The sequence below is a fragment of the Dyella kyungheensis genome, assembly GCF_016905005.1.
Classification (GTDB): domain Bacteria; phylum Pseudomonadota; class Gammaproteobacteria; order Xanthomonadales; family Rhodanobacteraceae; genus Dyella; species Dyella kyungheensis.
In genome coordinates this window covers 95,601-115,460 of the sequence record NZ_JADIKC010000005.1, presented here as the reverse complement: position 1 = coordinate 115,460, position 19,860 = coordinate 95,601, and the positions used below count along the sequence as shown (strand labels likewise).

The 19,860-nt window shown below is 65.3% G+C and carries 20 protein-coding genes; 13 read left to right on the top strand and 7 right to left on the bottom strand.

The genetic code is table 11. The features are described from left to right. Positions 1-28: 28 nt before the first annotated feature. On the top strand, positions 29-628 hold the full coding sequence (locus ISP20_RS11860; RefSeq protein ID WP_204636308.1) for a TetR/AcrR family transcriptional regulator: 600 nt from the start codon (positions 29-31) through the stop codon (positions 626-628). Positions 629-1,139: 511 nt separating this feature from the next. Here ISP20_RS11860 and ISP20_RS11855 read toward each other — a convergent pair. Then, a complete protein-coding gene (locus ISP20_RS11855) occupies positions 1,140-1,382 on the bottom strand; it encodes a hypothetical protein (RefSeq protein ID WP_204636307.1) in 243 nt (80 codons plus the stop codon). A gap of 207 nt (positions 1,383-1,589) precedes the next feature. Between ISP20_RS11855 and ISP20_RS11850 the strand changes: the two genes are divergently transcribed. The 4 genes from ISP20_RS11850 to ISP20_RS11835 all read left to right on the top strand — a co-directional run bounded on the left by ISP20_RS11850 (position 1,590) and on the right by ISP20_RS11835 (position 5,064). Beyond that, complete coding sequence (locus tag ISP20_RS11850; RefSeq protein WP_204636306.1) at positions 1,590-1,901, top strand: hypothetical protein; 312 nt, start codon at positions 1,590-1,592, stop codon at positions 1,899-1,901. 167 nt (positions 1,902-2,068) lie between these two features. After that, on the top strand, positions 2,069-2,998 hold the full coding sequence (locus ISP20_RS11845; RefSeq protein WP_204636305.1) for a LysR substrate-binding domain-containing protein: 930 nt from the start codon (positions 2,069-2,071) through the stop codon (positions 2,996-2,998). A 202-nt stretch (positions 2,999-3,200) separates the two neighbouring features. Then, positions 3,201-4,145, top strand: coding sequence for a helix-turn-helix transcriptional regulator (locus ISP20_RS11840; RefSeq protein WP_204636304.1), 945 nt, complete (start codon positions 3,201-3,203; stop codon positions 4,143-4,145). 127 nt (positions 4,146-4,272) lie between these two features. Then, positions 4,273-5,064 carry a hypothetical protein gene (locus tag ISP20_RS11835; RefSeq protein ID WP_204636303.1) on the top strand — a complete coding sequence of 264 codons (792 nt, stop codon included), beginning with the start codon at positions 4,273-4,275 and terminating at the stop codon, positions 5,062-5,064. Positions 5,065-5,066: 2 nt separating this feature from the next. Here the strand turns inward: ISP20_RS11835 and recJ are convergent, their stop codons facing one another. The 3 genes from recJ to ISP20_RS11820 are packed head-to-tail and all read right to left on the bottom strand — an operon-like array spanning position 5,067 to position 9,618. Then, positions 5,067-6,743 carry a single-stranded-DNA-specific exonuclease RecJ gene (gene recJ / locus ISP20_RS11830; RefSeq protein WP_239535806.1) on the bottom strand — a complete coding sequence of 559 codons (1,677 nt, stop codon included), beginning with the start codon at positions 6,741-6,743 and terminating at the stop codon, positions 5,067-5,069. A gap of 35 nt (positions 6,744-6,778) precedes the next feature. After that, positions 6,779-7,699, bottom strand: a complete 921-nt coding sequence (locus tag ISP20_RS11825; protein ID WP_204636301.1) for a phosphoglycerate mutase — start codon at positions 7,697-7,699, stop codon at positions 6,779-6,781. 8 nt (positions 7,700-7,707) lie between these two features. Continuing rightward, on the bottom strand, positions 7,708-9,618 hold the full coding sequence (locus ISP20_RS11820) for an ABC-F family ATP-binding cassette domain-containing protein (protein WP_204636300.1): 1,911 nt from the start codon (positions 9,616-9,618) through the stop codon (positions 7,708-7,710). A gap of 233 nt (positions 9,619-9,851) precedes the next feature. Between ISP20_RS11820 and ISP20_RS11815 the strand changes: the two genes are divergently transcribed. The 4 genes from ISP20_RS11815 (at position 9,852) to ISP20_RS11800 (ending at position 13,719) form a co-directional block, all read left to right on the top strand. Further along, on the top strand, positions 9,852-10,190 hold the full coding sequence (locus tag ISP20_RS11815) for a hypothetical protein (RefSeq protein ID WP_204636620.1): 339 nt from the start codon (positions 9,852-9,854) through the stop codon (positions 10,188-10,190). A gap of 160 nt (positions 10,191-10,350) precedes the next feature. Next, on the top strand, positions 10,351-11,385 hold the full coding sequence (locus ISP20_RS11810; RefSeq protein ID WP_204636299.1) for an agmatine deiminase family protein: 1,035 nt from the start codon (positions 10,351-10,353) through the stop codon (positions 11,383-11,385). A gap of 135 nt (positions 11,386-11,520) precedes the next feature. Continuing rightward, complete coding sequence (locus ISP20_RS11805) at positions 11,521-12,411, top strand: carbon-nitrogen hydrolase (protein WP_204636298.1); 891 nt, start codon at positions 11,521-11,523, stop codon at positions 12,409-12,411. 75 nt (positions 12,412-12,486) lie between these two features. Continuing rightward, the gene (locus tag ISP20_RS11800; protein ID WP_204636297.1) at positions 12,487-13,719 is read left to right on the top strand and encodes a TraB/GumN family protein; all 1,233 of its coding nucleotides are present in this window, start codon (positions 12,487-12,489) and stop codon (positions 13,717-13,719) included. A gap of 125 nt (positions 13,720-13,844) precedes the next feature. Here the strand turns inward: ISP20_RS11800 and ISP20_RS11795 are convergent, their stop codons facing one another. After that, positions 13,845-14,960 carry a glycoside hydrolase family 18 protein gene (locus ISP20_RS11795; RefSeq protein WP_204636296.1) on the bottom strand — a complete coding sequence of 372 codons (1,116 nt, stop codon included), beginning with the start codon at positions 14,958-14,960 and terminating at the stop codon, positions 13,845-13,847. A gap of 225 nt (positions 14,961-15,185) precedes the next feature. Here ISP20_RS11795 and ISP20_RS11790 point away from each other — a divergent pair, with 225 nt between their 5' ends. Next, complete coding sequence (locus tag ISP20_RS11790; protein WP_204636295.1) at positions 15,186-15,509, top strand: c-type cytochrome; 324 nt, start codon at positions 15,186-15,188, stop codon at positions 15,507-15,509. A 17-nt stretch (positions 15,510-15,526) separates the two neighbouring features. Further along, positions 15,527-15,880 (top strand): c-type cytochrome, encoded by a 354-nt coding sequence (locus tag ISP20_RS11785; protein WP_204636294.1) that lies wholly within the window; start codon positions 15,527-15,529, stop codon positions 15,878-15,880. A 72-nt stretch (positions 15,881-15,952) separates the two neighbouring features. Here the strand turns inward: ISP20_RS11785 and ISP20_RS11780 are convergent, their stop codons facing one another. Beyond that, positions 15,953-16,561, bottom strand: coding sequence for an NfuA family Fe-S biogenesis protein (locus ISP20_RS11780; RefSeq protein WP_204636293.1), 609 nt, complete (start codon positions 16,559-16,561; stop codon positions 15,953-15,955). 138 nt (positions 16,562-16,699) lie between these two features. Between ISP20_RS11780 and ISP20_RS11775 the strand changes: the two genes are divergently transcribed. After that, positions 16,700-17,041, top strand: a complete 342-nt coding sequence (locus ISP20_RS11775; protein WP_204636292.1) for a 4a-hydroxytetrahydrobiopterin dehydratase — start codon at positions 16,700-16,702, stop codon at positions 17,039-17,041. Then, positions 17,038-18,573, top strand: a complete 1,536-nt coding sequence (locus ISP20_RS11770; protein WP_204636291.1) for a CPBP family glutamic-type intramembrane protease — start codon at positions 17,038-17,040, stop codon at positions 18,571-18,573. The genes ISP20_RS11775 and ISP20_RS11770 overlap by 4 nt, the downstream gene beginning before the upstream one ends. On the opposite strand, the gene ISP20_RS11765 is transcribed toward ISP20_RS11770, so the two are convergent. Next, entirely contained in the window at positions 18,502-19,542 is a 1,041-nt protein-coding gene (locus ISP20_RS11765) for an RluA family pseudouridine synthase (RefSeq protein WP_204636290.1), read from the bottom strand. The genes ISP20_RS11770 and ISP20_RS11765 overlap by 72 nt on opposite strands. Positions 19,543-19,860 lie beyond the last annotated feature (318 nt).

Below are 19,860 nucleotides of genomic sequence, written 5' to 3'. Positions count from 1 at the left end.
AAAATCTTTACGATGGTAAGATGAGCCCATGAAAGCCACCCCGTACCACCACGGCGCCCTCCGCGACGCCCTTCTCACCGCCGCCGAGACGATCCTTCAACGCGACGGTCTGCTCGCCCTCACGCTGCGTGCCGCCGCGCGCGAAGCCGGCGTGTCGCACGCGGCGCCCGGCTACCATTTCGGCGACCTGCCCGGCCTGCTTACCGCACTGGCAGCCGTAGGCATCCGTCGTCTGTCGACGCAACTCAGGCAAATCAAAAGCTCGCCGGATCGTCGAACCTGGGATGCCGCCCGCGCCTATCTCGCGTTTGCGCGGGCCAATCCCGCGCTGTTCCAACTGATGTTCCAGTCCGACCGGCTTCAGCCGGACAATCCGTCGCTGGTGGAGGCGCGCACCGAAGCGATGCAGCAACTCGCCCGCACGCGCGGCATCGACGATCAGGAATTTTCTGTGGCGCAACTGGGCCACCTCACCGGCGGCTGGGCCATCGCGCACGGCTTCGCCACCCTGCTGCTCGACGGACGGCTCGCGCCGTTGCTCGGCACCATGCCCCCCGGCAGCACGCCGGAAGACCTGTTCGAAGCCATGCTCGCTTCGGCCGAAAAAGGTTTGATCGGCCAGAACTGATCGCGCGCGCCGCCGGCATCGAATGTCACCATGCGATGCAGACCGATCAACGCGAAGCACACCACCCGCATTCCTGCGTGACGTTCCGACGGTCGGGGAGAGATCCGCGGCAACGCGAGCGCGTTGCACGATGGATGGCATGCATGCAGAAACGAAGTCATGAGCGACTGGGATCGGGGTGGAATCCCATGGGGAAGTCGTCACGACGTAACGCCTAGGCCGGCTCATCCCTGTGCCAGGCCCCTGCATGCACGTTCGCGCAGGAATGCGGTGGGTGCATGCATAGATTGCCAAGGCGGGAGGACAATGGCTTTTCGAATCGCACGCCACGCTTTCAAAACGAACGATGCACGTGCGCTCAAGCCGTTCACACGCCAGACACTGATGGGAGCACCAGCCCTTTGTGGGAGCGCACTTGTGCGCGACAAGCCAACGGAGCGATGCACCCACGCGCGGCTGTCGCGCGCAAGTGCGCTCCCACACATGCTTTGAAGCTCTGGTGCAGCCTCGCTCAGGCCGTCGGTGCGCCATGCGCCACGCCCAGACCGTGACGCTCGAGGGTCGCGTACAGATGCTGCCACCAGCATTGCCGGTCGGCAGCGCTATCCAGCGGCGAGGGCACCACGGGCAGGCATTCGAAGGCTTGCCACACGTCGTCCGCTGGCGCGCCCTGCGACTCCAGCACGCTCAGGTGATTGTCCAGCTCGCTGAAGGGCGAAAGCTGGCACGGCGATTTTTTCTTGGTGCGACCCATGGCATTGCTCCACGTCGGAAAGTGAAGCGACCTTAAGGCGCGCGCCTCACACACGCTTTCCAAAGCCGACACCGTTTTGCCGATTGCCACGATGCGCATCGCAGGCGTGGCATTCGAAAAATCGCGCTGCAAACATGCAAACCTTCGCCCACGATTGGCGCGAGCATCGCCTCGACGCACGACAACCAACGTGCGCGAGGATCATGTATGTCCTGGTATAGGGTGTTCAGTGGCGACCTGCTGATCGGCTGGTCGATGCTGGAAGCCGGCGATCGCCCGCGGGCCACCGCCTTCGGCAACTTTGTGGCATCCCACCACTACGACCGCCTCCAGCCCGATTTCATCGCCTGCCGCGAAGACGACCAGGTGCTGATGGGACTGAACGTGGTCGGCGTGGATGGCAAGCTGAAAGCCGTCTCCGTGCATATCGCCGACTACAGCGACTTCGGCGAAGGCATCTCCATCGCCGTCTACGGCATTTCGGAGCCGCCATTCGACCGGTTGTTTCCCTGCAGCTGAAGAAGATGCCCTGATCGGTTTCACTTGGCCGTCCGGACGGCCGCCATTTCGTAAAGGCACGGTCGCGTGCCGCTTTACGGTGGCGCCTGCTAACGTGAGCCTCGATAATTCCTGCGTTCGCACAGGCCGCGCTGGCCAGGTGCTCGGCTCAACACAGGAGCGCCATCGTGCAATTCCGGCAGCTGCGCTATTTCGCCAAGATCGTGGAAGCGGGAAGTTTTTCCCGCGCGGCGGCGCTGATCCATATTGCCCAGCCCGCGCTCAGCAAGCAGATCGCCGAACTGGAAGACGAGTTCGGCATCACCCTGCTCCATCGCAGCGCGCGCGGCGTCACGCCCACGGCGGCCGGCGAGGTGCTGTACCAGGAAGCGATCAAACTGATCCGCCAGGTGGATGACCTTCCTGCCGTGGTGCGTTCGGCGCAGGGTGAGATCCAGGGCGTGGTGTGTTTTGGCATGGCCTCGACCATGGCGCCTGCGCTTACCGGCAAGATGATGGAGATCTGCCGCGCGAGCCTGCCCAAGATCACCTTGCGCTTCATCACCGGCGACAGCGAAACGCTGCGCGACAAAGTGGCGGCGAAGACGATCGACCTCGCCATGGTGTTCGAGAACGCGCCGGAAACCGGCTTCACGCGCGAGGTGCTGTTTCGCCAGCGCCTGTATCTGGCCAGCCGCAAACAAGGCACGACGGAGAAGTCCACATCGCTGGCCAGGATCACCCAGTTGCCGTTGATGCTGCCCACGCCGACCAATGTGTTGCGCAAGGCGCTGGACCGCGAACTGGCTGCCGCCGGTCTGCAGGTCGAACCGGTGGCGGAATCGGATCTGTTCGACGTGGTGCTGTCCGCCGTCGAAACCGGACTCGGCCACGCCATTCTTCCCAAGGGCGATTTCACCGATATGCCCGGGCACCCGGACATCGCCACCACGCCGATCGAGCCGCCGATCTATCTCACCGCCTGCCTGATCACCTCGCGCGACAAGCCGCTGACGCGTGCGGCCGCCGCCATCGAAGCCCAGCTGCTGGGCTTTCTGCGCAGCCAGGTGGGCCAATCGGCGTTCAAGGGCGCCGAATGGGTCGACGCCGAGCCATAACGGGCCGATATGCCCGCATAGCGAAACAGTATTTTCTTTCGCCCCGGCACAAGCACACACTCTGCTGCAACGCACAAGCAAGGCCCTTAGCCGCACCGCCTCCGCAGCCTATCTCTTCCCTGGAACCGCCCCACAGGCGCTTCCCGACCCCTTGATTCCCATCATTTCGAACCAGCACGCTTTTGGCTGGAACGGAGAAGTCATGTCTACCGTTGCCCCCCGTCGTACCTTGAACAAGGCGCTTGCCGTCAAGGCCCAGCACGCCACCCGCGCCCTGCTGAACCGCTGCGCCGGCAACACCAGCTGGATGCAGTCGAACCTCCTGGCCGATGCTTCGAGCATGCGGGCAAAGGCCTCTGTATGGACGCATGCAGACGCAACGCCGGTCACCTGGGAAGCCACCACGCCGCAGAACGCCTATGCGGTGCTGTTGTTGCTCGACGATGCACGGCTGTCCCTGCGCAGCGATGCGCATGCGCTGCAGGAACGCGCTTGCGATGCCGGTTCGTACTACGTCAGCCGCCCCGGCGAATCGGTGAGCGTGCATTGCCCGGGCCGGTGCCGCGCGCTGTATGTGGCTGTGCCGGTGCAACTGTTCTGGTCGGCGGATGAAGCGAGCCACGCGTGCTTCTCGGTAGGCCCGGCGCGCGATGCCCTGCTGCTGCAGCTGGCCCGCACGCTGCTGGAGATGCATGGCGAAAGCCGCGAACAGGCGCTGGCCACGCAAGTAATGGAACTATTCGTGGATCGCCTGCGCCACCTGCGTGCCGCCGCCGCGCCGGTGGCCTGTGCCGTCAGGAAGACCGTGCTGCCCCAATGGCGCCTGCAGCGCGTCGACGACTACGTCAAGGCGCATCTGTCCGAACACATCACCTTGAACGACATGGCCGCCGCCGCAGGGCTCTCGCCGATGCACTTTGCCGCGCAGTTTCGCGCCGCCACCGGCTTCCGTCCGCATCACTATCTGCTGCTGTGTCGCATGGAGCACGCCAAGCAGCTGATGGCCGAGATGCCGCGCTCGATGCTGGACGTGGCCCTGGAAGTGGGCTTCCACACGCAGGCGCACTTCACCACCGTGTTCAAGCGACTCACCGGCAAGACACCCAGCCAGTGGCGCGTCGATACCCTGCGGGCACAGCACGTATAAGCACCATCGCGGTCGTGCGAATCCGAAAAATCGGCGGTGCAACGGAAACGACCGCGCCAGCCGCCTGCCTAACATGCGTGTATCGACCGTCCCCACGGCAGCCCAGCAAAACCCAAAGGCCAACGCCATGACTTCGTCCCTCGCGCTGCGTCGCAAGCCGCTGATCCGGCGCGCCACGCTTCCCGCCAGCCGCACGCTCAAGCGCATCCGCGAACGCATGCTGGACAAGGTCTGGCGCCGCGCCATGACGCGGCGCGGGCACGCCTGGCTGGGCGACGCACTGGCCGCGGCCACGCCGCTGTGTCCGCACGCCTCGGCACCGTACCGTTCCATGGCTGCCGCCGTCGGCAGCGAAGATCCCGAAGGCGCCATGCTGTTGGGCACCGGCCACAGTCTGGCAGTACAGCTCGACGCCATCGACAGCCACTTCGTCAAAGACATACTCGTGCGCCGCGCCGCCTGTGCGATGGCAGCGCTGCATCATGACGGTGGCTATCTCGGCTATGCCCGTGCCGAGCACATGGAAGTGATGGGCAACGAGGTGGGCTTTGCGGAACTCGATTGCGCGGCCTGCGACGCGCTGGACGTCGCCACCGCGCAAACGCGCGACTGGCTGCTGTTCACCGCCAGCGTAGCGCTGCACTACGAAGAACGTGCGAACGACCTGGCAGCCATTCTCTTTCGCGCCATGCGCGCACTCCCCGAAGCAACCTCCGAAGCGCTGCGCCAGACAACGGACAGCCTCGCCGCACTCGAGCATACGTGGTGCAGGTTCCTGGGTCGCAACGTCAGGGCCATGCACACGGCGGTGCTGGCGATCCGTACGCGCGACGCCTGGAGGGCCTCACCGGCTGCGTCAGTGCAGGCGCTTTCGTCTCGACCCAACCACGCCTTGCTGCGTTATCTGGACCTGCGCTGACGTCAGACCGCTTCGATGTAGCGCAGCAGCAAGCGCGCGCTTTCCCTGCCCTGCCAGTCGTTGATGACCAACTCGTAGGCTGCACGCAGCACCGTCGGTGGCGGCGTGCCTTCGTAGGCATTGAACATCACGGCATCGTGCACGGAGCCATCGCGTGGGTCGCGCAGGCTCAAGCGCAAGTGGCGCTCGCCCATCACCCGCCAGCTGGCGCATTCGAACAGATTGTCGAACACCGGCTCGGGAAACGCCTGACCCCAGGGGCCCGCCGCGCGCAGCTGCCGCGCCAGTTCCAGCGTCGCCGCGCCGGGCGGCAATTCGCCGTCGGTGTGCTGCACCGCCTGCAGGTGGTCGTCGTCCAGCCACTCGCGTGCGATGGCATCGAACGCTGCCGCGAATCGCGGGTAATCCTCGGTGCGAAGGCTCAAGCCAGCCGCCATCGCATGTCCGCCGAAGCGCGCGATCAAGCCGGGATGGCGCGCGTCGATCATCGCCAGCGCATCGCGAATATGAAAACCGCCGATGGAACGCGCGGAGCCGCGAAGCTCGTCCGGCATCTCTTCGCTGGCGGGCGCAAAGGCGATCACCGGACGGTGCAGCCGTTCCTTCAACTTGGAGGCCACCAGTCCCACCACGCCCGCATGCCAGCTCGGTTCGAACAAGGCCACGCCCACGGCGTCGATGTCGGTCGCCCGTGACACCATGATTTCCGCTTCCGCCACCATGGCGGCCTGCAGTTCGCGGCGCTCCTGGTTGATCGAGCTGAGCAACTCGGCGTAGCGACGGGCCTGCACCGGATCATCGGTGAGCAGGCATTCCACGCCGATGCGCATGTCTTCGAGACGACCGGCCGCGTTGAGGCGCGGACCGATTGCGTAGCCAAGATCGCTGGCACATAGCGTTGCCACGCTGCGCTGGCTGGCTTCCACCAGCGCAACCACGCCCGCGTGTCCGCGCCCGCCACGCACGCGGCGCATGCCTGCTTCGACCAGCACGCGATTGTTGAAATCCAGTGGTACCAGATCGGCCACCGTACCCACGGCCACCAGATCGAGCAGCACGGAAAGATCGGGCTCGCTGCTTGCCGTAAACCTACCCTGCTCGCGCAACGACGCTCGTAGCGCCAGCAGCAAATAGAACATCACGCCCACACCCGCCAGCGCCTTGCTGGGGAAGCTGTCGCCGCCAAGATTGGGATTGACCATGGCATCGGCAGCGGGCAGTTGTTCGCCGGGCAAATGATGATCGGTGACGATCACGCGGATGCCTCGCGCCTGCGCGGCGGCGACGCCGGCAATACTGGCCACGCCGTTATCCACCGTGACGATAAGCTGCGGCGTCGGCTGCAACGATTCCACCAGCGCCGGACTGAGCCCATAGCCATGCACGAAACGATTGGGCACGGCGTAGTCGACCCGACGCGCACCCAGCATGCGCAAGCCGCGCACCGCCACCGCGGTGCCGGTGGCACCATCGCAGTCGTAGTCGCCCGCAATCACGATGGACCAATCGTCGCGGATCGCCTCCGACAGCAGCGCGACCGCCCGCTCGATGCCGCCCAGTTGCTGCGGCGAAAGCAGGCGCGCCAATCGGTATTCGGCGCCCAGCGGCGACAACACACCACGCGCCGCGAACACCTGCTGCAACACCGGATGGACGTCCAATCCCCAGCCGTCGGGCATGCCCTGGGCGACGCGACGGCGAAGATTCACCCGCTTCACCGGCCGCTCCCGCGCCAGAAGCGCAGGCGATGCCAGGGACGATGCAGCCAGCGCTCGCCACTGGCGAAGCTGAGCTGTACGGGGTGCTGCTTTGCCAGCGCAAGCAGACTCGGCGTCCAACGAGCGGCCAACTCGTCCACCGGAAGGTCCTGCAGATCGATGAGCATGCCCGGGGCTGCTGACGTCACCGATGACTCCGTGCGCGCAATCACCGGAATGCCCGCGCGCTTCGCCAACGCCGTCAACAGAAGATCGTCGCCAATGACACCGGTGAGCGTGGTGGGCACGGACGCCGGCAGCACGCCGCCTCCCCACAACCACAGGTGATTGACCGGCGGCAGGCCGCGCTCGCGTCGGGCGGCATTGAGCGGATGCTGATGCAGGATCACCTGCAGCTCGTTCAGCAGGATGCGCCAAGAACGGCCTTCGACGCCTTGCGGCAAGTGATAGTAAAGATCTTCGCCCAGCGCCTGCTCAGGCGCGGCGAAATCAGGCACCGACGCATCCGCCGGCAAACGCACGTGCCAGTGATCGGGCGCTGACACCTGCAGCGCCATGCCGGCTTCGTCGAACAGCGGCATCAGCGTTTCGGCCAACGCCTGCGCCTCCGGCATCGACAACTGCATCTGGCCACAGGCCAACAGACGTGCACCGTTGAGATCGGGTTGCACCCAGGCCGGATCGGCACACAGCCACCGCTCGACGCCGGCATCGCCCGCGATCAGTTCACGCGTCAGCGCCCCGGCGGGCAGCGGGCTGGGTACAGCGAAACGATCGGCAAGGCCGGCCATGTAGCCGCGCTCGCCATCGTCCAGGCGATCAGCTTTGCGCAACAAGCCGTGCAGCGGGTGATCGGGCGCGAAGCGCGCGAGGTTCGGCAGCCAGACATCGATCGCGTGGTGAACCGAACCGTTCATCGCTGCGCTCATGCCTCCAGCTGTTCGTAGAGTGCGAGCCACTCGACTTCGAGCGTTTCCTTCTCGCGGCGCAGCTCGGTCTGCTTCTGGCTCAAGCGCATCATCTCGGCCGTGGGGCCGTTATAAGTGGCCGGATCGGCAAGCTTGGCTTCGAGCGTGGCGAGTTCGCCCTCCAGCGTGGCGATGCGCGTCTCGATCTTCTTTACGCGTGAACGCGAGGCCTTGTCGTTCTCGCGTTCGGCCGCGGTGCGAAGGCGACGCTCTTCCGCCGTTTCCACGCGCTCGACCGGCTTGGCTTCCTTCTCTTTGTTCTTGGCCTTCTTGGCCGCCGAACCACGGCTGCGCAACCAGCGCGCGTAATCGTCCAGATCGCCGTCGAACGGTTCCACGCTGCCGTCGGCCACGCGCCAGAAACTGTCGCTGACCATGCCCAGCAGATGACGGTCATGCGACACCAGCACCAGCGCGCCATCGAACTCGGCCAGCGCATCGGCCAGCGCTTCGCGCATATCGAGGTCGAGATGGTTGGTCGGTTCGTCGAGCAGCAGCAGGTTGGGCTTGTCCCAGGCGATCAGGGCCAGCGCCAGTCGCGCGCGTTCGCCGCCGGAGAAACCGTCGACCGATTCGAACGCGCGATCGCCGGCGAAATTCCACGAGCCGAGAAAATCGCGCAAGGCCTGGGCAGCCACGCCGGGCGCCTTTTCCTGCAGGTGATCGAACGGTGACGAACCTTCGTGCAGGCTTTCCACCGTGTGCTGGGCGAAGTAGCCGATCTTCAGATCCTTGTGCCCCTTGCGCTCGCCGGCCAGCGGTGTCAGTTCGCCGACCAGCGTCTTCACCAGGGTGGATTTGCCGGCGCCGTTGGGGCCGAGCAAGCCGATGCGCTCGCCCGCTTCGAGGCGAAAACGCACGTTGCGCAGGATCGTGGTGGCGGCTTCGCCGTCCTCTCCCGGATAACCGGCATCGACGTCTTCGATCTGCACCATCGAATCGGGCAGGCGCGCAGGCACGGCGAACTGGAAATGGAACGGACGCTCCGCGCGCACCGCTTCTGTGCCGGCCAGCTTCTCCAGTCGCTTCACGCGCGACTGCGCCTGCTTGGCCTTGCTGGCCTTGGCCTTGAAGCGATCGACGAACGACTGCAGGTGCGCGCGTTCGGCCTGTTCGCGCTCGTGCGCGATCTGCTGCTGGCGCAACTGCTCGGCACGCAGGCGCTCGAACGCACTGTAGTTGCCGGTGTAGAGCTTGCCGCTGCCATCGTTGAGGTGCAGCGTGTGGGTGATCACGCCGTCGAGGAACTCGCGGTCGTGCGAAATGATCAACAAGGTGCCCTGGTAGCGGCGCAACCATTCCTCGAGCCACAGCACCGCATCGAGATCGAGATGGTTGGTGGGCTCATCGAGCAGCAACAGGTCGGACGGCGCCATCAGCGCACGCGCCAGGTTCAGTCGCACGCGCCAGCCGCCGGAGAATTCCTTCACCGGCGTCTCGTGCGTCTCCGCCGCAAAACCCAGGCCGTGCAGCAGGCGGCCAGCGCGGGCACGCGCATCGTAGCCGTGCAGTTCTTCGATGCGGTGATGCGCACGCGCCATCGCTTCGGTATCGCCCCGCGCCTGCGCATCGAGCTCGTCGCGCAGCGCCTTGGCCAGTTCTTCGTCGCCGCCCATCACGTATTCGATGGCGGGGTCCGGCAGCGAAGGGGTTTCCTGGGCCACCGAGGCCATGCGGATCTTCGCCGGCAGGTCCAGATCGCCGGCATCGGCTTCCACCTGGCCCTGCAAGGCGGCGAACAGGCTGGACTTGCCGCAGCCGTTGCGCCCGACCACGCCCAGCCGCCAACCCGTCTGGATGACCAGGTCAATATCGGAAAGCAGCAGCCGGCTGCCACGGCGGAGAGCGAAGCGTCGAAACGAAATCATGAGGGAGAGCCTAAAGCCTGTTCAGTGCCGTGGCATGGCCTGCACAGGGCAGACGCATGGGACCGGGCGCAACGCCCGCAGCCGACCATGATAGCCGCAGCGCGCACCAATCCTCATGGCGAATGCCCACGCCGTCGCAATCGCCGCAGATTCGCATGGCTAAGGCCCGGCAGTTCTGCTACAACGACGCGGCAACGCCTTGTGCGGAGAGGGGAACCGTGAACAAGTACGGAATCAGCAAGTTCAGCATCAGCCTGTCCATCGCCCTGCTGGCCGCCAGCGTCGGCGCACCGATGGCCGCCCACGCGGCGGACAGCCTGCTCATCAACCGCGTGCAACAGGAAAAGGGCATGGACCTGCCCAGCCGCGGCATGAGCATGGCCGACGTGGAGAAAAAGTACGGTGCTCCGCAGCGCAAGCTCTCGCCCCGCGGCGGTGACAGCGCCCAGCATCCGGTGATCAACCGCTGGGATTACGCGCATTTCATCGTGTATTTCGAGAAGAGCCACGTGATCCACGCGGTGCTCAACACGCCGGCGGGCAACAACACCAATCCCGCTTCGGTCAACTGATCCAGGCGAAGGTTCTACCGGCGCGGCTCGTGGAAACACGGGCCGCGTTCTCTTTTCCGCCCTGTCACGTCTCATCGTTTACACTCTGCGCCCTTCATCGCCAGCCCTGGGGTTCCTAGCGGCCACGGCGACTGTCCCCGCTGCAAGAGAGCCGCCTACGATGATCGACCACAGCCTTCGCCTTCCGGCGGAATGGGAGCCGCAATCGGCCGTTTTGATCGCCTGGCCGCACGCCGGCACCGATTGGGCCGACCGCCTGGCCGAGGTGGAAACCACGTATGTCGCGCTCGCCGCCGCCGTGACGCGCTTCCAGTCGCTGATCATCGTGGTGGCGAACAATGAATTGCGGCTGCGCGTGCAGGCCCTGCTCACCGGCGAAGGCGTGGATCTGTCCAAGATCCGCTTCGTCGAACTGCCCTACGACGACACCTGGCTGCGCGACTCGGGCCCGATCACGCTCAGCGGCGACGGTGGCCAGTACCAGCTCACCGATTTCCGCTTCACCGGCTGGGGCGGCAAGTTCGGCGCCGAGCAGGACGACGCGCTGATCGCCGGCCTGGTGCAGGCCGGCGTGTTCGGCAAGGCCAAGCACAAGCGCATCGACTGGGCGCTGGAAGGCGGCGGCATCGAAAGCGATGGCGAGGGCACCGTGCTCACCACCTGGCGCTGCCTGACCCAGCGCCATCCGGAACAGTCGCGTGCGCAGATGACCGAGATCCTCGGCGACAGCCTGCATGCCCAGCGCGTGCTGTGGCTGGACTACGGTTACCTCGAAGGCGACGACACCGACGCGCACATCGATACGCTGGCCCGCTTCGCGCCAGGCGAGCGCATCGTCTACCAGGACTGCGACGACGCCAGCGACCCGCACCACGACGAGCTCAAGCGCATGGGCGAAGAACTCGCCGCGCTGCGCACGCCCGGCGGCAAGCCCTATGCGCTTTACCCCCTGCCCTGGGCCAAGCCGATCGTCGACGACGGCCGCCGCCTGGCGGCGTCCTATGCGAACTACCTGATCGTCAACGATGCGGTACTGGTGCCCGCCTATGGCGACACGGCCGACGACGAGGCCGCGCGCATCATCGGCGAAGCGCATCCAGGCCGCGAGATCGTCCAGGTGCCCTGCCGCCCGCTGATCTGGCAGAACGGCAGCCTGCACTGCATCACCATGCAGTTGCCGGCCGGCATCGTCTGAAGACCGGGCCAGTGGAAACTGGCCCAAGACCCACCATATAGATGAATTGCCGCCCGCCCCGCCACGGGGCCGGGCGGGCGTATCCGTTAGACTCTGCGATCTGCTCCCCGGCAGCCTTTTTCTGGAAGCCCACCGATGACCCGCAAGACCCTCAAAGTCGCCCTGCTGCAGGAAACCGACCGCGGCAGCCGCGATGCCAATCTCGACGCCATCGAGGCGGGTCTGCGCGAGGCGGCGGCCCAGGGCGTGGAACTGGTGCTGCTGCAGGAACTGCACAACGGCCCGTACTTCTGCCAGCGCGAGTCGGTGGACGAATTCGACCTGGCCGAAACCATCCCCGGACCCAGCACCGCGCGCATCGGCAAGCTGGCCGAGGAGCTGAAGCTGGTGGTGGTCGCCTCGTTGTTCGAGAAGCGCGCCACCGGGCTGTATCACAACACCGCCGTGGTGTTCGACCGTTCGGCCGCCATCGCGGGCAAGTACCGCAAGATGCACATCCCGGACGATCCGGCGTTCTATGAGAAGTTCTACTTCACGCCGGGCGACATCGGCTTCGAACCGATCGACACTGCCGTGGGCCGCCTGGGCGTGCTGGTGTGCTGGGACCAGTGGTATCCGGAAGCCGCCCGTTTGATGGCGCTGGCCGGCGCCGACCTGTTGCTCTACCCCACCGCCATCGGCTGGGACCCGCAGGACGACCAGGCCGAGAAGGATCGCCAACGCGAAGCCTGGGTCACCGTGCAGCGGGGTCACGCCGTGGCGAACGGGTTGCCGCTGCTGTCGTGCAATCGCACCGGTTTCGAAGCCGACAAGGCCGGCGTCACCAACGGCATCCAGTTCTGGGGCACCAGCTTCGTGGCCGGTCCGCAGGGCGAATTCCTGGCACAGGCCGGCACGGACGGTCGTGCACTGTTGATCGCCGAAGTCGACATGGCGCGCAGCGAGCACGTACGCCGCATCTGGCCGTTCCTGCGCGACCGCCGCATCGACGCATACAGCGACCTGCTGAAGCGTTTCCGCGACTGACACCCATGTGGCGCGAGTAGCTTCGCGCCGCTGCCACTCCATGCAGTCTTTGCCTGCACCACACCGACACCGCGCATGATCCAGACCGACATCACCGATTCCCTGCCGCCCGTGTTGCACGACCAACCGATCGAGCGCGTGATGCGCGACGGCGTGGAATACGTGGTGATCGGCACGGCGCACGTATCGCGCACCAGCGTCGAAGCGGTGGAGGCGCTGCTTGCGCACGAGACCTTCGACGCGGTGGCGGTGGAACTGTGCGACAGCCGAGCCCAGGGCATGCGCGACCCGGAAGCGTTCAAGCAGATGGACTTGTTCCAGGTGATCCGCCAGGGCAAGGCCGGCATGGTCGCCGCCAGCCTGGTGCTGTCCTCGTTCCAGAAGCGCCTTGCCGAGCAGTACGGCATCCAGCCCGGCGCGGAAATGAAGGCCGGCATGGATGGCGCCGAACAGCGCGGTGTGCCGGTTTGGCTGGTGGATCGCGAGGTGGGCACCACGCTGCGCCGTGCCTGGCATAGCGTGGGCTTCTGGCAGCGCTTCGGCTTGATGGGCGGCTTGATCGCCAGCGTGTTCGAACGCGAGAACATCCAGGAGGTCGAGATCGAAAAACTCAAGCAGGGCGACATGCTCGAGAGCGCCTTCAGCGAGTTCGCCACCAATTCGGCGCCGCTCTATCGCGCGCTGATTGCCGAACGCGATGCCTACATGGCCGCGCGTCTGCGCGAACAGGCCGCGCAAGCCGGTTTCGGCGAAGGCCGCCGCGTGCTGGTGGTGATCGGCGCCGGCCACCTCAAGGGCCTGTGCGAACAACTACGCACGCAGCAAGGCGACCCCGCTGTCGAAACCGCATCGCTCTCCGCGGCGCCACCGAAGGCCGCATGGCCGAAATGGCTGGCCCTGGGCCTGGTGCTGGCGGTGTTCGTCGCCATCGGCTTCGCCTTCCACCGCAACCCATCTCTGGGCGCGGCTGCGTTGCGCGACTGGGTGCTCTACACGGGCGGCTTCTCCGCCATCGGCGCCATCATCGCGGGCGCGCATCCGTTGAGCGTGCTCGCCGCATTCGTTGCCGGACCGATCAAACCGTTCCGTCCCGGCATTCCCTCCGGCGGCATCAGCGCGATGGTCGAAGCCTGGGTGCGCCGCCCGCGCGTGGCCGATTTCGAAACCCTGCGCGACGACATCGGCCACTGGCGCGGCTGGTGGCGCAACCGCGTCGCCCGCACCCTGCTCAACTTCTTCCTGGTCTGCCTGGGCACGATCATCGGCGAATACACCGCCGGCATTCATATCGTGAAGAGCTTGCTCTGAGCACCGCGGCAAAACAATCCTGCTCGGTCTAACTGTGGGAGCGCACCCTGTGCGCGACTGCAACGCTGCAATGTATCGCTCCGTTGGTTTGTCGCGCACAGGGTGCGCTCCCACACTAAAAACGCTCAATGATGACCCAGTGCCTCATCGAGCACGCCCAACAGTTCCTCGTTGGGGTCCAGGCTCTGCTCCCAATACATCACCCCACCCAATCCCTTCGCCTTGACGAACGCCGCTTTCGCCCGCAGCGACTGCGGATCTTCATAGGTCACGAATGTGCGCGTCTTCGCATTCCACAGATACGGCGCCTGCGCCTTCGCATCCCAATGCCGCACATAGCCGTTCTTGTCGATGTAGCTCGCCACCAGCTCCCGCCATGACGGACTGCCCGCGTACTTCGCATACTTCTGCTGCAAGCCGTCGTGCGCCGGATCCACTCCGCTGAACTCGCGCCCGTAGAACGCCGCGCCGAGATTGAGCTTCTTCGCCGGCACGCCCGCCGCAAGGAACTGCGCCACCGCCTTGTCGCCCGCACGATCATCGGCAGGCGCGACATCGGACAGATGCAGACCCGCATGATGCCCCGTGGTCGGGGTGAGGCTGTTGTGGAAGTCGTACGTCATCAGGTTGATCCAGTCGAGCGAGCGCGACGCACGCTCAAGCTCGATGCCCGCCACGAATTCGCCGTCGGCCGCGGCGATGGTCACCAGGTAGTGGCGGCCGTGATGGGCCGCGCCCAGCTTGTCCAGGCGGGCGCGCAACGTCTCCAGCAAGAGGCTGAAATTGCGTTTGTCCTCGGGGCGGTGGCTGATGCCGGGACCGGCCAGCGTGGGATATTCCCAATCGATATCCACACCATCCACATCGTACTTTTCGATGAACGCGGCCACGTCGTCGGCCATGCGCTGACGCGTCTGGGCAGTCAACGCCACGTCGGAGAAATAGTCCGCCCCCCAGCCACCGATGGAGACGACGACCTTGAGGTCGGGATTGATCTTGCGCAGCCCCGTGAGGGTCGCCAGCGTCTGTCCGGCGACGGGGCTTGGAAACTGCACCTCTCCCTTGGCATCGACCCGCGCAAACGCATAGTTGATGACGTCGAGCTTCCGCGCGCTCACCGGCGGCAGCGGTTGCGCGTCGGCCACGTAGCCGACGATGCGGTAATCTGCCGCAGGGGGTGCGGCCTGCGCCTGCGCGCTGTTCCATGCCATGCCCAAGGCCATCGCAACAGCGGCGGCCATCCGCAATCCGCGGCGATTTCCCGCTTTCCCAAGCACTTCTTTCATGGTTTGTCCCTTGCGTGAGTCGTTGCGCAGCGCAGGCTCGCCGAAGCGCCCGCCCCTTTACTGTGATGCCTTGCCCTGATGCGAATCAGTGGCTTGCGACATGTTGTCCGTTCGTGAACGCTACGACTATACTTCCGGGACTTTCACCATGTACCAGCCGGAATCGTGGGGACGATGCTGATGACTCGACTGCAACTGCTTGGCCTGACCGTGGCCGCAGCTTTTTTCGCCACCGCCAGCGTGCATGCCGAGGGTGACAAGGCTGCCGGACGCAAGCTGATCTATACGTGCAATGGCTGCCATGGTGTACCCGGTTACGCCAATGCGTACCCGAACTATCCGGTGCCGCGCATCGCCGGCCAGAACGAGCAATACATCGTCACTGCGCTGCACGAATACAAAGCCGGCGATCGCAAGCATCCGACCATGATGGCCCAGGCGCAGAGTCTGTCCGACCAGGACATTCAGGACATTGCCGCCTACCTGTCCAGCCTCGCCAAGTAAGCCAAGGACCCGAACGCATGCATCGTGCACTCACCCTGCTTTCCTTCGGCGCCGTCCTGGCGTTCGCTTCCACCCAGCTGCTGGCCGCCGGCAATATCGAGAACGGCAAGCAGAAGGCCGCGGCGTGCTTCGCCTGCCACGGCGCCGACGGCAACTCGATCGATCCGCAGTACCCGCGCCTGGCCGGCCAGTACAACATGTACATGCAGCAGGCCCTCAACGAGTACAAGACCGGCCAGCGCGACAACGCCATCATGAAGGGCTTCGTGGCGCAGTTGTCCGACCAGGACATCCAGGACGTCGCCGCCTACTTCTCCAGCCTGCCGAGCAAGCTCGATACGCTGAAGGGCCATATCCAGGGCGACAAGTAAGCCTCATCGCCGGAAAACAGAAAGGCCCGCATCATGCGGGCCTTTTCTTTTGGACGTCCAGACGGCTGTTGATCAGCCCAGCGCGGACTGGCCTTCCTTCTTGCTGTAGTACGGATTGCTGCCGCCACTGTGATCGGTGGCATCGCGCACCTCGGTGATTTCCGGCACGCGTTCGCGCAGGGTCTTTTCTATACCGTGCTTGAGCGTCACATCGACCATGCCGCAGCCATGGCAACCGCCGCCGAACTGCAGGATCACCACGCCGTTCGCGTTCACTTCCAGCAGGGTCACGCGGCCGCCATGCGAGGCGATCATCGGATTCACTTCGGCTTCGAGCACGTAGCGTACGCGTTCGATCAGGCCGGCTTGTTCGCCCGGAATCTCGCCCTTGATGCGCGGCGCACGGATATTGAGCTGGCCGCCGGTCGCGTTCGGTTCGAAATCGATGCTTGCACCCTCCAGCCAGGGTGCACTGTCACCTTCCACGTTGAAGTCGAAACCATCGCAGACGATGGTCCACTCCTGCCCGGTCAACTCATCGGGCTCGGCAAACTCCAGTTCGCAATTGGCCGCCGGCGTACCCGGCGAGGTCACGCGCAGGCGAATGCTCAGGCCCTCGATGCCCTGCTGGGAAAGCAGGCGCAGGAAGTGCCGTTGCGCGCGTTCTGAAATGTCGATCATGTCTACTCCAGCTGAAACACCGGCGTGGCCGGGAATACAGCACCATTTTAGTCCTATTTTGCGCCGCCTGCCCGGCTTTGACTTTTGCTGGCGTAGCTTCGACGCTTCGCACCTTTCTCTCAGCACGGACGATTCGCCATGAACCTCAGCCAACTCGCCAGCCAGCACTGCACGCCGCGCAAGAGCAAGGAACACGCGCTGGACGCCGCCAAGCTCAAGGAACTGCTCGCCGTACTGCCGGGCTGGAAAGTCACCGACGACGGCAAGGCCATCGTCAAGGATTTCAAGTTCCCCGACTTTCACCACACGCTCGGCTTCATCAATGCGGTTGGCTTCATGGCCAATCAAGAGGACCACCACCCCGATCTGGAAGCCGGCTACGGCCATTGCCAGCTGTTGTGGTCCACCCACGATGTGGGCGGCCTGTCGATGAACGACATCATCTGCGCCGCGCGCGTCGACGTCCTGCTCGAGCGTTGAGCGCACCACGCGCCACCTTTCGCCTGCTGCCCGTAGCGGGTTTCCTCGCGGCGGTGGCGGTGTTGTTGTGGTGCATGGCCGCGCTGTCCGGCTGGATCACGCGCGGCCAGCTGATCCATCAGGCCAGCCAGAATGTCGCGACGCTGCGCGGCGACGGCCCGCTGTGGCAATGGCCGCTGCGCCGCCCCTCCGATCTGGTCGCCAGCCGCGTCTTCGGCGCGGCCGATATGAAGGTGAAGCCGAATGGCCTGCTCATCACCAGCCGCGACGGCACGCCGTTTGAAATCGGCCTGCCCTTGGCGGGTCCGGTCGACCTCATGCACTGGCCGCTGCTTCGCCTCGACCTGCGGAGCAGCCGCGAAGGTGCGCTCGGCCTGAGTTATCAGCCCCTCGAATCGGCGGCGGCCTGTTCCGCCGAGCATGCGGCCGCCGTGTCGACCACCACGGCACAGCTCTCCATCGATGTGCGGAATCTGACCTGGCGCACCGTCGACGGCGCGCCCTGCGAGGCGCCGGACGTGGTGGCCTATATGTTGCGGCTGCGGCTGGCGATACCGGCGGGCGCCACGCTGGCCGTGCATTCGGCAGCGTTGACATCGCTCGATCCCAGTCTCCTGCCGCCGACCATCGATCGGCAGGTCGCCGACATTCGCCTGCTCGGCTCCGAATCGTCGAGTAGCTGGACGCCCCAACCCCAGCAACTGGAACGCTACCGGACGCCCGTGGTTCGCCTGCCGGAGGACGCATCGTCGGAATCCATGCTCCTGTGGCGGGACCGGGTGCGCCACTACTGGCCGGCCGCGATCATCCTCCCGTCCGGGCAAGCGCTGCCCGCCCACGCCAGCAGCCATATGCCGACCTGGCTCGATGCCGGTGTATGTGCGCTCTATCTGGCCTGGCTGATCTGGCTGGCGATCCGGCAACGTCCGGGCGTGGTGCGGCCATGGACGGAAGTCGCAGCGATCGCGTTCGGCCCGCTGTGGCTGATTGCCGGATTGCGCTGGGGACCGGACCCTTCGTTCCCCGGCATTGCCGCCTTTCTGGCGGCGCTGGTCTACGGGGGCCAGAGCGAATGGCGCCGACGGCCGGTCGAATGGGGTTGGTGGGGGCGAAGCTGGTCGGAATGGATCTACCTCCTGGTGCCGCTACCCGTGGCCGCCGCGTTGACCTGGGCCGATGGCCATCAGCTGCTTCACCTGGATGTCCGCCATATCCTGGGCTATCTCGGCTGGGCCCTGCTGCAACAGTGGGCCATGCTCGCCCTGGTAATGGGACGCCTGGAGCGGACCGGGCTGCCCCGGCCCGCCATCCTGCTGGTGACGGCGGGCCTGTTCGGCCTGCTGCACACGCCCAATGGCGCCCTGATGCAGCTGTGCGTGGCGGCCGAGCTGTGGTGGGCCTGGCGTTTCATGCGCTCGCCTCGGCTGGTGCCGATTGCCCTAGCCCATGCCGCCAGCGCGTTACTGGTGGAAAGTGGGCTTACCGGCCATCTGTTGCGTTCGCTCGAGGTGAGCGCGCGCTTTTTCCAGTAGACGGCGGATCTTGTTGCCCTTCACCGCCAGAACGTCGAGAAAATCCTTCAGATCGTCGGGCATCGGCGCCGAAAAGCTGTAGGAACGACCGTCCAGCTCAAAACTCATGTGCGAAGCGTGCAGGAACAGGCGATTGAGGCCCAGCTCCTTCATGCCCTTGTTGATCTCCTTGTCGCCGTACTTCGGATCGCCCGCCAGCGGATGACCGATATGCGCGGCATGCACACGAATCTGATGCGTACGGCCCGTACCCAGCGTCGCCTGCATCAGGCGGCCGCCCGGGTACTGCTCCATCTCCTGGAAGAAGGTCAGCGAAGGCTTGCCGTTATCGGACACCCGCACCATCCGCTCGCCGCCCTGCAGTACGGATTTGAGCAGCGGCGCATTCACGCTGAACTTGGCCTTGTTCGGGTGGCCGACCATCAGGCAGAGGTACTGCTTGACCACGGAACCATCGCGGATGGCTGCCTGCAGCCCGGTCAAACCGGCACGGGTCTTGGCGAACACCAGCACGCCGCTGGTATCGCGATCGAGCCGGTGCACCAGCTCGATATGCTCGTTCGGGCGCGCCGCACGCAGCAATTCGATGGCCCCATGGCTCACCCCGCTGCCGCCATGGCTGGCGATGCCGGTGGCCTTGTCGATGGCCAGGAAGTGCTTGTCTTCGAAGATGATCGAATCAGTGATGGCTGAGACCATGCCCGCCGACGGACCCTTCGTCTCAACCTTTTCGGCCACCCGGACCGGTGGAATACGCAGCATATCGCCGGCCGCGAGACGCGTATCGGGCTTGGCCCGCTTGCCGTTCACGCGGACCTGTCCGGTACGAAGAATCCGATAAATCATGCTCTTTGGAACCCCCTTGAGCAGCGTCATGAGCGCATTGTCGATGCGCTGACCGTCCCGCTCGGGGCCGATCTCGACTTGACGCACACCGTGAGGTGCGTCGGGGGAAGTTACCGTCTGCATTGAATAAAACCTGCCGAAATAGGATACTCGGGCGGCGTTTGGTCTTGCCCCGCCGAAGTTCGGATGGGGGCGGGACTCCCACCCCGTGACGTCGGCGAGGATAGCGCCGGTCGCCTCTCTGGCAGCCGGTTGCTGCTCCCTTACATCGTAACGGTTTGGGTTGTCGTTGTCCGGTTTCCAAGGGAATCCGGGGCGGCGGACGCGAGCCTAAGAATCATCCCGGCACCGAGAACGATGCCGTCATTTGCCGCTTAACCGCAGCGGCGCGATCCCCGGCAGGCCGCCGAAGTGACTGGCGCCACCGAGGCACGCGACGCG

Coding starts and splice junctions, on each gene's coding strand:
- ISP20_RS11765 (WP_204636290.1), bottom strand. CDS start 19,542: ATGCAGACGGTAACTTCCCCCGACGCACCTCACGGTGTGCGTCAAGTC.
- ISP20_RS11805 (WP_204636298.1), top strand. CDS start 11,521: ATGACCCGCAAGACCCTCAAAGTCGCCCTGCTGCAGGAAACCGACCGC.
- ISP20_RS11820 (WP_204636300.1), bottom strand. CDS start 9,618: ATGATTTCGTTTCGACGCTTCGCTCTCCGCCGTGGCAGCCGGCTGCTG.
- ISP20_RS11860 (WP_204636308.1), top strand. CDS start 29: ATGAAAGCCACCCCGTACCACCACGGCGCCCTCCGCGACGCCCTTCTC.
- ISP20_RS11795 (WP_204636296.1), bottom strand. CDS start 14,960: ATGGCCGCCGCTGTTGCGATGGCCTTGGGCATGGCATGGAACAGCGCG.
- ISP20_RS11855 (WP_204636307.1), bottom strand. CDS start 1,382: ATGGGTCGCACCAAGAAAAAATCGCCGTGCCAGCTTTCGCCCTTCAGC.
- ISP20_RS11785 (WP_204636294.1), top strand. CDS start 15,527: ATGCATCGTGCACTCACCCTGCTTTCCTTCGGCGCCGTCCTGGCGTTC.
- ISP20_RS11775 (WP_204636292.1), top strand. CDS start 16,700: ATGAACCTCAGCCAACTCGCCAGCCAGCACTGCACGCCGCGCAAGAGC.
- ISP20_RS11780 (WP_204636293.1), bottom strand. CDS start 16,561: ATGATCGACATTTCAGAACGCGCGCAACGGCACTTCCTGCGCCTGCTT.
- ISP20_RS11810 (WP_204636299.1), top strand. CDS start 10,351: ATGATCGACCACAGCCTTCGCCTTCCGGCGGAATGGGAGCCGCAATCG.
- ISP20_RS11835 (WP_204636303.1), top strand. CDS start 4,273: ATGACTTCGTCCCTCGCGCTGCGTCGCAAGCCGCTGATCCGGCGCGCC.
- ISP20_RS11790 (WP_204636295.1), top strand. CDS start 15,186: ATGACTCGACTGCAACTGCTTGGCCTGACCGTGGCCGCAGCTTTTTTC.
- ISP20_RS11825 (WP_204636301.1), bottom strand. CDS start 7,699: ATGAACGGTTCGGTTCACCACGCGATCGATGTCTGGCTGCCGAACCTC.
- recJ (WP_239535806.1), bottom strand. CDS start 6,743: ATGCCCGACGGCTGGGGATTGGACGTCCATCCGGTGTTGCAGCAGGTG.
- ISP20_RS11850 (WP_204636306.1), top strand. CDS start 1,590: ATGTCCTGGTATAGGGTGTTCAGTGGCGACCTGCTGATCGGCTGGTCG.
- ISP20_RS11800 (WP_204636297.1), top strand. CDS start 12,487: ATGATCCAGACCGACATCACCGATTCCCTGCCGCCCGTGTTGCACGAC.
- ISP20_RS11840 (WP_204636304.1), top strand. CDS start 3,201: ATGTCTACCGTTGCCCCCCGTCGTACCTTGAACAAGGCGCTTGCCGTC.